Source organism: Sulfitobacter pacificus (genome assembly GCF_030159975.1).
Classification (GTDB): domain Bacteria; phylum Pseudomonadota; class Alphaproteobacteria; order Rhodobacterales; family Rhodobacteraceae; genus Sulfitobacter; species Sulfitobacter pacificus.
On record NZ_BSNL01000021.1, the window covers coordinates 16,338 to 30,897 of the forward strand.

Genomic DNA, 14,560 nt, shown 5'->3' on the forward strand with positions numbered 1-14,560 from the left:
CAGATATTAACATCTCGTCAAAGGCGGGTAGAGGCCACAATCCTAGATGCTTGAGGCGGGCTCTATTCCAGTCCGGCGCGCCGGAGGCTGTCGGTCAGTTTGCGCCCATAGCGACGCATAATGCCGATGGGATAGTCGGGGTTCCTAGTCATCTGAACCAAATCGAAATCGGGTTCTTCGCGGCGCAGGCTTGCCACGGTGCGCGAGACATCTTCGGGACGTGCGTTAAGCGCATAGAGCGCGGTCAGATAGCGCAGCGGGGGGCGGAACCCCGGCGAAAGGGCGTGCGCTCTTTCGCCAAACCGGATAGCAACGTCTGACCGACCGGAGGTCGCTGCCGTGATCGATACCTGGCAATCTGCCCAAAATTTCATGCGCGTGGTCTGAGCCAGGGCCTGCGCTACCAGTGCGGCCTGATAGGCCTCCTCAGACCGGCCTAGACACTGTACCGCATTGGAATAGGCGTACCAAGCCATCACATTTGCTGGGTTCACCTGCACCGATTGCAGGGCCAGCTCCAGCCCTACGCCATAGTTCCTGTCGATGTTGGTGCGCGTATTGGCAACCGCAGCCAGCACGGTCGCATTGCCGCTCCCGTCCTGCAAGGCCAGACGGCATGCGGCTTCTGCCTGTTCGCGCAAGGTTTGGTCCAGGGGCACAAAGCGCTCCACGTACTGAATGGTCATCGCTTGCGCGCGCCAGGCCTGAAACACAGGCTGCGGGTTGATAGCGTAAGCGTGATCAAAGAGACGCAATGCCTCACTCACATCCTGTGCCGTAATTGCAAAGAGTTTGCGCAATGCCATATGCGCGATCTGGCCTGCGTCTTTTGGACCGGTCAGATCCGCGCAGGCGTTGATCCGCGCCTCGAGCGTCGCCTCCGTAGCCCGATTGCAAAGTGCCAAAAAGGGCACATTGTCAAACGGGTCGACCTGAACGTCAGGCAGTTCGATGCTGCCGGACCAACATACAATGTTTGTGCCAATGTCCTCGACTGTAACGCTGATCCGGGTCTTGCCGTTTGCCCAGGTCGCTGCCTTGACCGACATCAGTACGCAATCGGGCCGCAGCGGCAGCGCACCGGGAGAGCCGATCAACACGTCGCAATGCTCGCGTAAGGAGTGGGTGACCACTTGATTGAACGCTAGCTCCAATCCTGCATAGACCGACCCATCGTCGGTTTCGCCCAGCAAGACGATGGTCTTAGGTCCGCAGTGTGCTGGGCGCTTTTCAGAGGCGGCAGGTGCTCCCGGCCGCCCCTTCAAAAGGCGCTGTTCCGCCAGCCAGGCGGTAAAGGCAGGGTCGGCCACCTTGAGACCTTGCAGGAACTCGGCTTGGGGGCTGCACGGGGCCGAGCGGACCAAGACCCGCGCGGGGTCGAGCGCAACTGACTGGCGGTCCGAGATCAGCACGTCGGCGTAGGGTCCTAGACAACGGCGCAGGTCGCTAAGCGCTTGGCGTAGGCTGGCGGATCGTTGGGGCTGTGAGCGATCGCTCCACAACATTTCCTGCAACCATGGCCGGGGTCGCGACAGGGTGCCGATTGTTGAGAGCAACGCCAGAAGACCTCGCGCCTTGGCGCTTTTGGGTAGTCGCGATGCCCCAGTACTGTCGACGAGACACATCGGCCCTGACAACCCGATAGTCAAATCGGCTTCTTTTCCTTCACCCGTTTCCAATACCATTCCCCCAGATAGCTCAACCCTACACACTGCTTTCTCTCGTGGCAAAAAATAGTTCGACCTCACTTCAGGGAGACCGTGAAAAAAGCGCAATTTCTTATTGTGACGATTGACGTTTGAATTTCCCAGCTTGACCATCAGGACAATAGTGAAAGGGAATGACATGGCGAATATGGGTAGTGGGGCTGGCGGCAGTGGGGCCGGCGGAAGTGGCGCAGGTGGTAGTGGAGCGGGCGGCAGTGGTGCTGGCGGGAGTGGTGCCGGGGGTCATGCGGGTGGACCTTCATCCGGGATGCTCAATACGGCTCTGACAATAACCAGCGACGCCATCGTCGGGTATTGGGATGGCACGTTCGACATGCTACCCCAAGCGTTGCCCAAGGGCCATGAAACCCTGTCATACCTTACGCCACAACGGCGCAAGTCCATGCTGGCGGCCGAAGCCTTGGGTTATTTTTCGGTAACTGATGTGTCTGGATCTGATGACGTCAGGGTGCGCAAAGAACCCTTTCAGGCTGGGGTTCTTTACGGTGGGGCGGAAATTCATAAGGTTGAAACCCCTAGCTATGATTTCTTCAAAGAACAGCTGAAATGGCTGCGCAACTACGCTGATTTGCGCGTCGACCGAATTCCCGAAATCAATGCGCAAATCGTCGACTTACTTTCGTTCTTCGGGATGGTTGGGCAACTGGACGCGGGCGAGCATAAGCATACGCTCGAGGCCTTGGGCGTTGTGCAGGACGTCACCTATTCGGTAACGATGCAGGTCAAGCATCATTGCTGGGCGCCGCGCCCGATCGCTTTTTCCCGTCGCGTCCATCCGATGATCCAGACGCCCGATCACTCCTCCTTTCCAAGCGCCCACGCCAGCGAAGCTTTTGCGATAGCAACGGTTCTTGAGCACTTGATGAGAAGGCAAAGTGCTAGCGGCAGCGGCCCCTCGATGGCGTTGCGCGTGGCCCAGCGAATTGCAGTCAATCGCACAATTGCTGGTGTGCATTTCCCCGCCGATAGTTTCGCCGGTGCGCAATTGGGTATCGCGATGGGGCATGCGATGATCGCGCTTCTGTTCAATGGGGTGCCCAAGAGCACCGTCTTTAGGCCTCAAGGTGCGGACGCCAATTTCGGCGAGAATGATGATTTTCTGCTGTCGGATTTGATGAAGGAAATGGCCAACCATAGTGACGCGGAAACGAAGATTGAACAGCCACCATTCGCACGCATCTATGGCGAGCAGATTTACCTGGAATGGCCGGAACCAGATGCCGGGTCCAGGTCATGAGCCGTTTTGTTTGGGCGGATGAATGGCAGCCCTACAGGTCGAATGACAGCCCGGACACGCCCTATGCGCATTTCGACAGGGATATCGGTGGCATATCCCCGCAGTTGCGCCAGCGCACCGAACGGCTGATCCGTAATGACCCCGTCGGCCTTCAGGCGCTTCGGATTGCGAGAAATCAGGCTGATGATGGTCTGGCAGCAGAGGATGAGGATGGTCCTGCATCTGAGGGGTCAGTTGATCCCGCGGTTGACCTGCTGGAGGAAGTTCTTGCCATTGGCGGTGTCAACAACGTGCGCCCGCCCCTGTTAGCCGACATGGTGACGGGCGGGCTGGCGGAGAAGGACGCTTATGTCAAATATGTACGAAAAGAGGGCGCGCTGCCCCAGTTCCTAAAACAAGACAGCGCAGAGCCGCTGCCCCCTGAATTTTCGCTGGCTGATGAAACGGTTATTGTCGGTGTGATCGATCTAGGGATCGGATTGGGCCACCGCCGCACCATGATGTCGGATACCAATACCCGCATCCTTGCCGCTTGGCAACAATCGGCGGATCGAACCGAAATCGAGGAAGCGTCCGGGGACGATGCCCAGAGATATCTGCCCTTCGGGCGAGAGCTTTACGCGCCGAAGATCGATGAGTTGATCTGCGGTCACAAGGACAAGGACGGAAACTTTGATGAAGAGTCCTTCAACAGGGCCTGCGCGACAGAAGACTATCGCGCGCTCTTTGGGCAGCGTGAATTGGGTACGCGGTCCTCGCACGGAATGCATACGCTCGATCTGGCTGCGGGGCTGGACCTGGATAACAAGGAGCCAGCTCTCCTAGGAGCGGTCCGGCTGATGGTCACAAATTTTCCCGACCGCGCGCTGGTTGGACATTCTGCAGCGTTCCTCGAATACTTCGCGGTTTTCGCAATTTGGCGGATGATCCGCCTGGCTGATGCCATCTGGGACCGCAATAACCCCAAAGCTTGCAAGGATCCTGATAGGGTCAAGGGGTATCGCATGGTGATTAACCTCTCTTTTGGCAAGCAGGCCAGCGCGCGCGACGGTACCGATCTGATCGCGTTGGCGATGGAGAAGATCAACGACTTCCGTTCAGACCGGCCCGAGGTTGTGCTGAGCATTCCGGCGGGCAACGAAAACCTTGAGCAAGGCAATTCCAAATTTCTGCTGAGCGGCGGAGCGGAGGAGACCATCGATTGGCGCATACCGCCAGACGATCAGTCAGCAAATTTCGTCGAGGTCTGGGCCGAGCCAGTCAGGGGGCCTGACGACCAACCCATCGAAATCGAGGTGACTACCCCCGACGGCATCTCAAGCGTACTCTCGATTGGCGAGACAAAGAGCATCAATAAACTTAATATTGCTGGTCGCGACACGGCGTTTCTAGCGGATGACGAGACCCTGGTTGCTGCGATCTACAGCGACCTTATCCACCCAGATGGTCAAGTCCGTGCCAGACCTCAGGGCGACGATGCCCGGGGTGCCAATGCGTCCGAGGATTACCGCCAACGCTATGTCATCGCTGTCAAGCAGACGCTGATCTATGAGGATCGCGTTCAAACAGCGCCGGCCGGAGTCTGGAAAATTAAGGTGCGTAATCGTCTGCGCCGGAGCATTCGTGTCGAACTTAATGTACAGACCGACCAGTCTGCCAACCCGGTCACCGCCGTTAACCAGCGTAGCTATTTCGAGCATCCTGCATATGTGCGGTTTGATGAAACCGGGCGCAAGATTGACAGCTACAGCTATCCGCCCAGACCGCAGCGGCCGCAACCGCTGGACAGTTCAAATGTGCTGCGCCGTCATGGAACGCTCAATGCGGTGGGCATCGGCAACGCGACGGCTACGGTTGCCGGGCACCGCGCGTCGGATGGCAGGCCCGAGCCCTATTCAAGCAGTGGTTTGCCACAGTTCCCCAATGGACCCGATCCATCGGCCGCTGTTACGCCCAAGAAAGGGGATCGCCGCGAGCAGCCAACCGTGTCCTTCCCCTCGCGCGATGGCGCAGCTCATTTCGGGGTGTTGTCTTCGGGCTCTCGCGATGGATCTAGCGCTGCCCTACAAGGTACCAGCTTTTCCGCCGCGATGGCGACGCGCAAGATTTGGGGAATCATGCTGACAGAATTCGGTATCTTGCAGCCGAAAGCCGTTGAACGTCTGAAAGACCATGCAAAAGACGAAGAGCGCCGCAAAGTCTTCCTTGGTAAGGCAACCGGGGCGAAGTCCGGCAAGGGGAGGTTGTCCCATCCCTGTGATAGAACCGAGCGTATGGGCCGGAGCCTGCACTCCCGTTTCGGCACCGAGTCCTGAAGTCGCGGCTGGACCTCGACATCGCGGTTTTTTCACTGATTTTTCACTCTCCGTTCGGCGAAATTGCTGAGCAAATCCATAGACTTGGTCACATGCCGCTCTTGGCATGTGACAATTTGGAGAACGCTCATGTTTATGCTGCCCGGCCACGGAACCACTGCAGTCAATACCTACGACAGAGAAACCTACGGCGCGGAGAAGGTCTTTCCCGATGCCGCCGCCTGCGGATTTGTCGATCCGCAATTCTACCCCGTCGATCCTGATATCGGGCGTTTTGACTATTATTTTGGCCAGGCTGCGCCCATCGACCAAAAGCCGGGAACCACGGGTGCGCTGGACGCTCTGGCCGACGCGATGGTGCGCCCGCCACAGGACGCCAAGGAAAACGCCACGAACCCGCCAGTGTTCACCTATTTCGGGCAGTTTGCAGACCATGACCTGACCGCAAACACCGACCGTGAGAGTGGCATCTCCATCATCGACGTGCCGCAGATCACGCCGCTTGACCGCGACCGCGTGCGGGCACAGGTGCAAAACCTACGGGCAGGGGCGCTGAACCTTGACAGCGTCTACGGCGGTGGGCCGCTGGTGGGGCCCTTCGCCCAGAAACTGCAGGATGCGCTGCGGTTTCACGGGGATGCCGCGCGGTTGTGGGTGGGAACAGTCAGTGATGCTGGGTTTGGTAACGTGCGCCCCCCGCATGACATTGGCCGCGATGTGCTGCGGTTGCGTGACCTGCTGCGCCGAGGCCTCGTGTCCGAGGACGAGCTGCGCGCGCTCCCAGCTGACTTGCGCGACCTCTTTGTCAATCCCGATGGCAGCATCCGGGTGCAGCGCGCCATTCTTGGGGATATGCGCAACGACGAGAACCTTGCGGTCTCGCAGTTCCATCTTGCCTGGGTGCGGTTGCACAACACGATTGTTATCGAGGCGCGTGACCATCCCGAGCGCTATCCCGACGCGCCGGTCAACGACCGCGATGGGTTGTTCCAATGGGCGCGTCGGATGACAACCTGGCATTACCAATGGCTGCTGCTGCACGTGTTTCTGCCGCAGTTGTGCGATCCCGACACGCTCGATGATATTCGGCGCCACGGACCCCGACTTTATGATCGTTTCTTTGCCCGGAACACGCCCACGCGTCCCGACCTTATGCCGATGCCTTTGGAGTTTTCCGTCGCCGCCTTCCGGTTTGGTCATTCCATGGCCCGCGATGCCTACGATTGGAGCGATCGGTTTGGGCGACCCGAAGAGGATGCCCTGCTGCCACGGGCGGGATTTGCGGAACTGTTCCGCTTTACGGGCGGGGCGTCCTCTCCCATGCCATTGCCGGGTGGCGGGAATGCGCCGTCCCTGCCTGCCCATTGGCCCATCGACTGGCAGCGGTTCGTTGAGGGGCCCAAAAGCGCGACGCCTGACCGCGCCACGCGGCGCATCGACAGCAACTTGGCCTTGCCCGTCAACGATCTGGTCAATGATGACCCCAGCGAGCATGGCGTGTTGCGCCATCTGGCGCGGCGCAACCTGCGTCGCGGTTATCTTTTTGGCCTCCCAAGCGCCCAAGGCTGTCTGGACGCGTTGGAGGCTGATCTGGGTCTGCACCACGCGCGGTTGTCGGCCGGGGATCTACTGGATGGTCCGACCGGGGACGCCGTTCATGCAGGTGGTTTCGACGCGGCAACGCCGTTGTGGTTCTACGTGCTCAAGGAGGCCGAGATGCTGGGTGACGGGCAGAAGCTGGGTCCCTTGGGCACCCGGTTGGTGGCCGAGACCCTCACGGGCATCATCGGCAATGATCCACATAGCTTCTGGAAGCAGGCCCCCGGTGGCAAGGATTGGACCCCCGACCAAGGGGTTACCCCTGGCGATGTGGTGATCCGCGACATGGCCAGTCTGATGCGTGCCGCAGGCACAATGGACTGACCAGGGTGCCCGCCGTTCCTCCCGCGGCGGGCACAAATCAACGGGGTGATCGGCACCCGGAGTTTCCCGCATAGACTGCAGTTTTGATGTTTTTTTCACGGAAAGGACGCTGATTTTTGGCTGGGCTTCCCGGACCCTGAACCTGACGTAACACCTGGCCCTGCGCCATCATTCCTGTCGGAGAATAACCATGAGATATCTGCCACTGTGTTGCCTGCTTACCGTGACAGCCTGCACCACCCCCGATGTGACCGAAGAAATCACAGCTGCAAGTGAATTGCTGGCAACCTCCTCAGCCCAGTTTCGGCCCCAACTTGAAACCCAGGCCAAAGTGGAAAGACGTGCCGCTGAAGGCCGGCTCATTGCACAGGGTGCTGAGGTTTATACCTTGCACGACTGCACGCAGAGTGACGATTTCACCATCATGGCGGATTGTCGGTTGGTCAGTTCGGTCGAGCTTGGCGGGGGGCCGGTATCCGCCAGCAATTCGCTTCAGGCGCTCAATGCGATTGAGGGGTACTTCATGTCATTGCTTGCGATTGCATCGTCCAAGAGCTCAGACGACGTGCGCCAGCAGGCCGACGATCTGGCCGCCGCCTTGAAAGAGGCATCGGAAGCAAAATATACGCCGCTCGCCCGATTGGCCACGCGGGCCTCGGGGAAGGCGGATCAGGCAGCTGCTGTTACCGGTTTTCTGGCGAGCCAGGTGCGCGTGGCGCAGTTGCGCCGGCTGGTGGGGCAGGCCGATAAAGAGATCGAGGGTCTCTTGTTGAGCGTGGCGGCGTTTCTGGATCTGCAGTCCGGGCTTGGGGCGCGGCATGAGAAGCTGGTTGCGGCGCAGACAGAAATGGAATTTGCGCAGACATCCGGCGATCCGGTGCGATATCGCCGAGCGCTGGATCGCCTTAAGGCGCGTCACAACACCTTTATCAAGGCGCAAAACGCCTCTGCGGGGAACAGTTTGCGCCTTCTGCGCAAGCTTCATGGGGAGCTGCTGAAACGGCTCAATTCCCCCGGCGCACCAAGCGAAATTCTGGCCGTGGTCACAGAAATCCGGGCCGTTGTCGATGTAATCAGAAAGAAGGATGGGTGATATGCTAACCAACGCAGAACGCAGAGCAGCGCTCGCAGAACTCACGCGGATCGAAAACGACAAGGCCGCCTTGTCAGAGCAACTGCGCCAGGAGCGCAAGGATGCCATCGCACGCAAGGACTTTGCCGCGGCGGACCGGATCACGGCAGAGCGCGCCAAGCTGGGCCGTGCGCACGTGACGCTGTTGAATGCCAAGCGGCAGGTCAATGCGAATACGACAATGGCAGGCTCCATCATGCGGCTGAAAGGGTTTGCCGATGATGCGGACCGTACCGTGCGCAACCTCAATTCATTGGCCGAGGCGTTGAATGCTGTTGCCGCTCTCGTGCGTATCCTCAAGGCTCTCAGCGGCGCATTCGTCTGAGACCATCCGTGGATAGGGGAACAGACCATGCCGTTTGACATCAGCTCCACCAACGATGTCGCAAGCCTGCGCGCGGACATACGGGCGCTGTCGAAACAGCCCGATGTCATCGGCCGCATGTCGGCCTTTTCAGGATGGAAAATTGCCGCGGCCGAACAGGGACCGGGATACCGGCTAATCCAATGTAACGGAAAAAATAAAGAACCATTGCCAGGATTTTACGTCACCAACCTGGTCCTTCAGGGCGGTGGCACACTGGGATTGGCGCATGCTGGTCTCATCGTGGGTCTGGAGGACGCCGGATTCCGCTTTCCGGCGATTGCCGGAACTTCGGCGGGCGCGATTGTCACCGTGGGGCAATTTGCACTACGCGGGCCCTCCATCCTGACGCCGGTTGGAGAAAAGCTGACCGGGCTGGTCGATGAGATGCCCATGGATACTTTTGTCGACGGACCGCGCGCCGTGCGACGGATTGTCAAACGTTATGCGGCCAAGCGCACTCTGGCACGGCTGGTGCTGCTGCCGGGGTTGGTCATGGCACTTCGGCATCTGCTGCGTTTCAGGGGGTTGAACAGCGGGCTGGTGTTCGAAAACTGGATGGCAACCCTATTGCGCGAGGCGCGCGTCTCGTCCATCGCTGACCTGACCGCGCGTATGGGCCGGATTGCCACGGATCTGAGCAGCATCACCGACATTCGGCTGACCAACGGCCGCCTGGTGCCCATGACGGAATTGAAGACGCAAAACCCGTTCCTCGCCGGGTCGGAAGTCGTGGCGCCGGATGTGGTGCTCAGGCTGATTGCCACGGCCATGCCCACCGGCATGAAGTTCTGTCTGCCGGAACACCTGTATTTGCTGGCGGAAGAATACAATGACCTCTCGCCTGCCAAACTTGTGCGCATGTCCATGTCGATCCCTCTGTTTTTTGAACCGTGCGTTCTGCGCACACGCAAAAAGGCTTGGGCGGACCACATCTTTGGCGAGATTGCGCCGTTCGTGTCGGACCGTGCCGCGCGTGAGATGGCGGAGCTGGAGGAGCTTACCTTTCTCGATGGCGGGCTGTTTTCCAACCTGCCCACGGATGAGGTCGTCAAGGACATGTCGCCCGATGTCGCGTCCATTTCAGTGCCGCTTGTGCATGACAATCCAAACGTGCGCATTCGCAACAGAGCGTCTATCGGGGCCTTTGTGAAAGATGCCGGGGCGGTGGCCAATGCCGTGCGATTGCAACGCGATCGCGATGCGCACAGCGGGTTGATCCGCAAGGCACCGAAGAACCGCAAGATCATGAAAATCGATACAGGCAGGGCCAACTGGCTGAATTTCACCATGTCCGGTGCCGAGAAGGAAGATCTCTATCTTGCCGGGCTCAAGAGGGTGCGCACCTTCCTATCAGAAGGAAAATGAAAGATGACCGAATTGCAAAATGCTGCGGAAGTCGTGGAACTGGTTCAGGGTTTGGCCGAGACAGACCGGGAACTGTTGGTGGCAGAAATGGAACTTGACCGGCTGGAGCTAAAGCTTGAGCCGCACCAAAAGGATCTGGTTCATTGGGCCGAAAAGCTGGAGGGGCTGAAGGCCACCTTGCGCCGCCTTGATGCGGAAATTGCCCAGAGTCTGCCTCAAGGTTCAAGCGACGAGGACGACGACCTGCCGCCCGCCGCGGTCGCGTTGATTGCAGAGCGCAAAGCCACACGGGCCGAGTGGGAGGAGGTCGAGAATAAGCGCCAAGGGAGCCAGGACCGGTTCGATGCCATCAAGGCACAGATGCAAATCCCCGAGGCGCAGATCGTTGAACTGACCCAAGCAGCGCAAGGCACCTTCGATCGACTCTGCGGACAGTATGACATCGCGCAGAGCAGGATTGCCGCGGATTTGTCAGACAAGAGCCCGGAAAGCCATGCATCGCAAGGCGGGTCCGACACACCGGCGCTAGGTCTGCTGCGCGCGGTCTCACAAATTGACACGCCGACGCGTCTGGATAAAATTACGGGGTTGCAGCTGGAAAGCGGCGAATTGGAGTACCGCATTACGGCTTTGCTGGATCACCTGACGACCCGCCGAATTGCCGAAGAAATGGATACACCGACCTACCTATTCCGGTTGGAAAAATTTTTTAAGCGGGCGCGCAAACGGTCTGTTGCGCTGCTCGACGGTACGATCACCGGATTGGGGGCCTATCTAGCTGATAAGGAGCAAGAGATTTCCCAGTTTTGCCTGGTGCTCCAGACGGCTGTGGAAGCGACCGAAAGCAAAGCACTGAAAACACTGCAGAGCGCGTGGAGCGCGCAGATCGGTGCGCGCGCAGACGACGTCACTCGGCACCTCAAAAACATCGAAGCCACGCGGCTGGATGTGGCGCAGCGGCTTGAAGCGTTCAACGATGTGCTCTTGTCCGACAGCAATACCAGCAGGGTCAAGGAAACGGCGGCGTATGTTTCTCGCGTCGTCGAAAGGAGCGTGTATCTGCGGATATGGCCTTTTGTTGTGGCCGCCGTCGCCTCGCTGGGGGCCAAGATTGCGCTATCGTTTCAATCCTCGCTGCTTATCGCGCAGTATGACGATCATATTCTCGTGGGCTCGTTCCTGCTGGTCTACCTGTTCTCGGCTTTTCTGGGACGGGTGTTTCGCAGACAGGTCATCGCGAAGGTACAGAAGGCCTATCGCAAGTCCATCAAGAACCTCTTTGCTAAGGACTGGGCGACTTTCGAGGCGTTTCAGTTTCAGCCGGTGCCCATCGCCCGGAAGCAACCAGGCGATGCAGGTGGTGGCAAGTGGCGGCCCCCGTTGAAGCGTGTCCCCGGCAAGCGGACAGCCCGGTTCTTGCCGCTGGCGATCATGATGTCATGCAATGGTCTGTTGCTGTTGGCACCCGGTCTGCTTGTTCTCTTGGCCATTGCCGCAGCAAGCCAGAATGCCGAACTGCTGACCAAACCGCGAGAGTGGGAAACCTACACCTTTGTCGGCACGACATCACGCGGGCTGCCCTGCATCGTGGAGCAAGGCAACCTTACCCACATGGATTCAGAGCATTATTACGTCTTGCCGCAGACCGAGGTTGATCTGACCTTTGGGCAACGCACCTTTCCAGAGCTGTATTCCTACGCTGTCCCGACACAGACAGTGAAGCTGATCCGCGCTAAACGAGCGGATGACGCCTACGATATGGCAAAGTGCACTGAGGAAAGCGGGTCCGGTAATTTCGACCTCGAAGGCTTGGGTGCCAGTTTGGCTGGGATCGCTGACAATAGACAGGAGAACAGGCAATCTGCGACGCCTAGAATGACAAAAGAACAAGTCAGGGCGTTAATCAATACGGAACTTTCGGCAGGCGATCAGAGCGCGATCCAAAAAGTAGCTGAAGCTATTGACGCCCTTGCGGCGGGGCTGGTCCCGCCCCATGATCCGATGCCGAGACTCACCAGCGTTGTCCTTCCCGCCCCGGCGCCCGCACCGCTCATCCAGACCGCAACCACCGATCCAGTGATCTGGGAGTACCACCTATACGCCGAGGATCGGCGGGTCTTGCAGGCCCCCAATATGCAGGTGATATTCTTTTTCCCTTCGGGTGTGCGCGGCACCGGAAACACCCAGGCGGGTGCTTATCAGCGCGGCCTTAACAGTTTTGAGGCACTGTCCGAGGCAGATGCCCTGCATCAAAGCGCGTTGGAGGTGCAACTGGCACAGCTGGCACAATCCTTGCAAGTTTGGCTAGCCAACAACGAGGCGGATTTGTCGATTAACGTGCAGGGTTTCGCATCGCTCAGATGGGATGCCCGTTTGGATGATCAGCTCAAGGAACGTCTTAATTTTGCCTTGGCCGAAGGGCGAAGGCATGCGGTTCTGCGCAGGCTTCAGACGGTTTTGGGGGATACCTCCGCGCGTGTGCGGGTTGCTTCGGCCGAAAGCGGCACTTGCTCGCCCTTGTCAGAAGCTGTCTTCACGACCTGGGAAGAGATACGCGATCGCGGATTTGCCGACGTACAGGATATGGTCACTGCACGTTCCGAACTACTGGGCAGCGCGGGCTGGACAGCGAACGATCTGCGGCTTGAATTCTCGCGTCGCTCTGTGGTTGTGCAGGTGGGCAAAGGAACTTCGCTCTGCGTACCGATGCAGCAGGTGTCGGAGAACTGACCGTTGTCCATTCATCCAAGACGCACCTTAAGTTCAGCTACTTGTGCCACCTTAATTGATGGCCTTCATTCGGTATTCAATTACAAAACAGCTGCATATCGGCTTGGCTTTTTTCCATTCTCGCTGCGACAACCATGGATTAGGAGGTTGATCAGGCGCAAGCTGTGAGCGATGCTATCGTAGTCACTATGTAACGATAACTAGGAATTATGCGGACGTCTGGTGGCTTTTGGAGTGTGCTATTTAGCTTTTGGGCGGCATTGCTGTTTTGCATTGCTTATGCCGCTGTCGGCTACTTTTTGCTAAGCGCCATGTATGATCAACGTACGGCGAGTTCGACCATCCAGGTGTTCGTCTACCAATATAGAGGACTTGTTGCGGGAACAGCCTGCGTAGCGCTTTTCTTGATGTCGATCTTGGTATTGAGAACTGTGCCGGAGCTCATTGAGCAGGCTTTACCTGACGAGGTTTCTGAGCAAGCTGACTACCGATTTTGGAGGGACCGTCTTCTAACCGGCCGGCTTGGGCTGGCTCAGTTTGGTACATACTTTGTCGGCGGTTTTGGGATCTACTCTCTGCTTGAATTTCCAGGTGAACCTATTGTTCATTTGTTTTTTGCTGTCTTCACGGCTCTTCAGTACTCATGTGGTGGCTTCATCGGTCGAAAACTATGGTGTGTTGGTCATCTTCTTCGATCCATCGAACACGTAGATCCGAAGAGCGATCTTCTCGATACCGAGGCCTTTCCACGTTTGATCTACCTGGTGAATATTTTCACATTCCTGACGCTCCTTATGACCGTCATACACACCTACTTTCACGCCAAGATGGATTACGTGTTGGGCAGCGAATTCGCTGTCTTGCTGGCGCCGCTCGTCTATTTGCCAATGGTGCTCGCACTGCCTGTGGTCGTGTTGTTCAATTTCTACCCCAGGATGGTAGTGAACCGGCTGTACTTGAAATCGATCCGACAGCGTAAGCAATGGTTGGCCGACAAGATGGCGGAGTCTGATGAGTCAGAATTCGCCAAGCACAAACACTCGATAGACTACGAGAAGTACTTGACTGAGGAATTTCGGTATCGTCAAAGGGTTGCCCTGAGTGAATTGCCTGTAGCCCTGACGATCACTGTCGCCTTGATTGTCACGATCGCACGAGTTCTGGCTAGTTAAGGACGAGGACGGCCGGGCAAATCACAAGCGGAGCTGAAAACAGGATCAAACGACGCTCCGACCAGCGATATTTCACTTTGAAAACCAAGTAGAGAGCGAGCAGTCCCCATCCGACGGCGGGTATCACGAACTCACGCTCGCTATTTGAAAGGATGGTCAAAAGCGACAAAGAAACGGAGTAGCAAGCAAAGACTGATTTCGAGCTCATTCTCTCCCCAAGTCGAACAGCGATGGTTGCGTCGTCACCATTGATGTCCGGTATGTCGCAGGCAAGTTCCCGCGCAAAGACTGCCAGCGCCAGTGGCGCGAATAGCCATGGTGAACTGAACAGCCCGTCACTAGAGAAATCGATGATAGCGAGAGGTAAAGTGGAGCTGAGAGCAATATAGACGTTCTTCAGACTTGGGAAATTCCGTTTGATGAAGCTGTAGTTTGACAGCGCAATAAACAGCACAGACCATAGAAACTTCATGAGTGGCGACGGTTGGTGTCGTTGTGCCCTAATTAAAGAGAATAGAGGCTAATTTTTCCCTGACTTTTCAATGGCTGCTTGTACCTCTATTTGTGGCATTGTACCTTTAATTAGGATACT

Annotated in this window: 7 protein-coding genes; 6 read left to right on the forward strand and 1 reads right to left on the reverse strand. The window is 57.7% G+C overall.

What is annotated here, in order from left to right; genetic code table 11:
• Positions 1-62 precede the first annotated feature (62 nt).
• Positions 63-1,505 carry an AfsR/SARP family transcriptional regulator gene (locus tag QQL78_RS20580; protein WP_284376671.1) on the reverse strand — a complete coding sequence of 481 codons (1,443 nt, stop codon included), beginning with the start codon at positions 1,503-1,505 and terminating at the stop codon, positions 63-65.
• 340 nt (positions 1,506-1,845) lie between these two features.
• On the opposite strand from QQL78_RS20580, the gene QQL78_RS20585 reads away from it, so the two are divergent.
• The 6 genes from QQL78_RS20585 to QQL78_RS20610 all read left to right on the forward strand — a co-directional run bounded on the left by QQL78_RS20585 (position 1,846) and on the right by QQL78_RS20610 (position 10,066).
• Positions 1,846-2,964, forward strand: coding sequence for a phosphatase PAP2 family protein (locus tag QQL78_RS20585; protein ID WP_284376673.1), 1,119 nt, complete (start codon positions 1,846-1,848; stop codon positions 2,962-2,964).
• The gene (locus tag QQL78_RS20590; protein ID WP_284376675.1) at positions 2,961-5,279 is read left to right on the forward strand and encodes a S8 family serine peptidase; all 2,319 of its coding nucleotides are present in this window, start codon (positions 2,961-2,963) and stop codon (positions 5,277-5,279) included. Before QQL78_RS20585 ends, QQL78_RS20590 begins: the two co-directional genes overlap by 4 nt.
• Before the next feature lie 129 nt (positions 5,280-5,408).
• Positions 5,409-7,202, forward strand: a complete 1,794-nt coding sequence (locus QQL78_RS20595) for a peroxidase family protein (RefSeq protein ID WP_284376677.1) — start codon at positions 5,409-5,411, stop codon at positions 7,200-7,202.
• Positions 7,203-7,392: 190 nt separating this feature from the next.
• Positions 7,393-8,295: a hypothetical protein gene (locus QQL78_RS20600; protein ID WP_284376679.1), complete on the forward strand. Its 903-nt coding sequence runs from the start codon at positions 7,393-7,395 to the stop codon at positions 8,293-8,295.
• Position 8,296: 1 nt separating this feature from the next.
• The gene (locus QQL78_RS20605) at positions 8,297-8,659 is read left to right on the forward strand and encodes a hypothetical protein (protein ID WP_284376681.1); all 363 of its coding nucleotides are present in this window, start codon (positions 8,297-8,299) and stop codon (positions 8,657-8,659) included.
• Positions 8,660-8,686: 27 nt separating this feature from the next.
• Positions 8,687-10,066 carry a patatin-like phospholipase family protein gene (locus tag QQL78_RS20610; protein ID WP_284376683.1) on the forward strand — a complete coding sequence of 460 codons (1,380 nt, stop codon included), beginning with the start codon at positions 8,687-8,689 and terminating at the stop codon, positions 10,064-10,066.
• Positions 10,067-14,560 lie beyond the last annotated feature (4,494 nt).

Coding starts and splice junctions, on each gene's coding strand:
- QQL78_RS20595 (WP_284376677.1), top strand. CDS start 5,409: ATGTTTATGCTGCCCGGCCACGGAACCACTGCAGTCAATACCTACGAC.
- QQL78_RS20610 (WP_284376683.1), top strand. CDS start 8,687: ATGCCGTTTGACATCAGCTCCACCAACGATGTCGCAAGCCTGCGCGCG.
- QQL78_RS20590 (WP_284376675.1), top strand. CDS start 2,961: ATGAGCCGTTTTGTTTGGGCGGATGAATGGCAGCCCTACAGGTCGAAT.
- QQL78_RS20585 (WP_284376673.1), top strand. CDS start 1,846: ATGGCGAATATGGGTAGTGGGGCTGGCGGCAGTGGGGCCGGCGGAAGT.
- QQL78_RS20600 (WP_284376679.1), top strand. CDS start 7,393: ATGAGATATCTGCCACTGTGTTGCCTGCTTACCGTGACAGCCTGCACC.
- QQL78_RS20580 (WP_284376671.1), bottom strand. CDS start 1,505: ATGTTGTGGAGCGATCGCTCACAGCCCCAACGATCCGCCAGCCTACGC.
- QQL78_RS20605 (WP_284376681.1), top strand. CDS start 8,297: ATGCTAACCAACGCAGAACGCAGAGCAGCGCTCGCAGAACTCACGCGG.